The organism is Candidatus Symbiopectobacterium sp. NZEC135 (assembly GCF_025962695.1).
In genome coordinates, this window is the sequence record NZ_JAGFPF010000680.1 from 1 (window position 1) to 1046 (window position 1046).

At 48.2% G+C, this 1046-nt stretch carries 1 protein-coding gene; it reads right to left on the reverse strand.

The window, feature by feature from the left end; translation table 11 throughout:
* Positions 1–198: 198 nt before the first annotated feature.
* Positions 199–822 carry a hypothetical protein gene (locus J5224_RS29690; protein ID WP_264628651.1) on the reverse strand — a complete coding sequence of 208 codons (624 nt, stop codon included), beginning with the start codon at positions 820–822 and terminating at the stop codon, positions 199–201.
* Between the last annotated feature and the right edge of the window lie 224 nt (positions 823–1046).

Below are 1046 nucleotides of genomic sequence, written 5' to 3' on the forward strand. Positions count from 1 at the left end.
ATGTCGATTGCGCGCACTTCACCGTGCAATAACTTGTCAAACTTGTCTAATACGACAAACTTATCAAACTTGTCATTTCTTCCATAAACTTGACATCAACCCGCACCAACTGGCGAGTACACTGCCGGTTTCTCCCTTTCAGGCATAAAAAACGCGTCTGCCTGAAAGGCAGACGCTTGATGTTTCATAGGGATGCTATCAGGCGGTTAAGCCATCTCGCTTACGTTCGGCCACCAACACCACCCCTTTTCGCGATTCGTTAGGGGCAAGGCTCCAGATATCGCTTTCAGGAATACTACGGCCATCGTATCGAATCCGTTCACCGTCGTAGGGCCAGAAAGCATGTTGTTCGGAATCGAAGACAAACACGTCGATACCAACCTCTTTCCGTGCCATACGCGACCATAACGCCTTTCCTCCAGGAAATTGCACGTTATCGCTCACCAGCACAATGCCATCATTGATGAGCGCCTTATACATAGCGCTGGCAACATTGGCATTTCGTTCACGCTTGGTGACGATGACACCTTCTACTTGTGCGTAAGGAGGCAACACAGGTTGCAGATTCTCGTAATAACCAATGACAGCCAAGATTGTTTCGGTTTCGTCATCGCTATTACGGGATTTCAAATCAATCTTTGCGACAACAACATGCCGTAAATCACCATTAACGTCATCAGGTTCACCGTATATCGCGACGGCATGGTGTTGCTCATTGTGGATATAGATATCCACGGCTCGACCATTGACCCCTGTTTCGCCAATTTTTCGGTATTCCCGCGCCACCGTGGCGGGGCTATATGACATTGGAATAACCGCCATATCAAAACTCCCGCTATCATTTAGGATTGGAGACATTGTAAGCATAGCCTGTTGCACATGATTGGAACCTATAATACCAAACATCATGTGCGTTTATTAGCCAATTTACGCCATACCCCCTTTCAAATGACGCCCAGCGCGAGCAACCTCAATAACCGACGGTAAAGCGCGATTTCAGGTGGTTGCCCTGCTCCAGTTCATCCACCAGCGCGACGGAAAAGTCA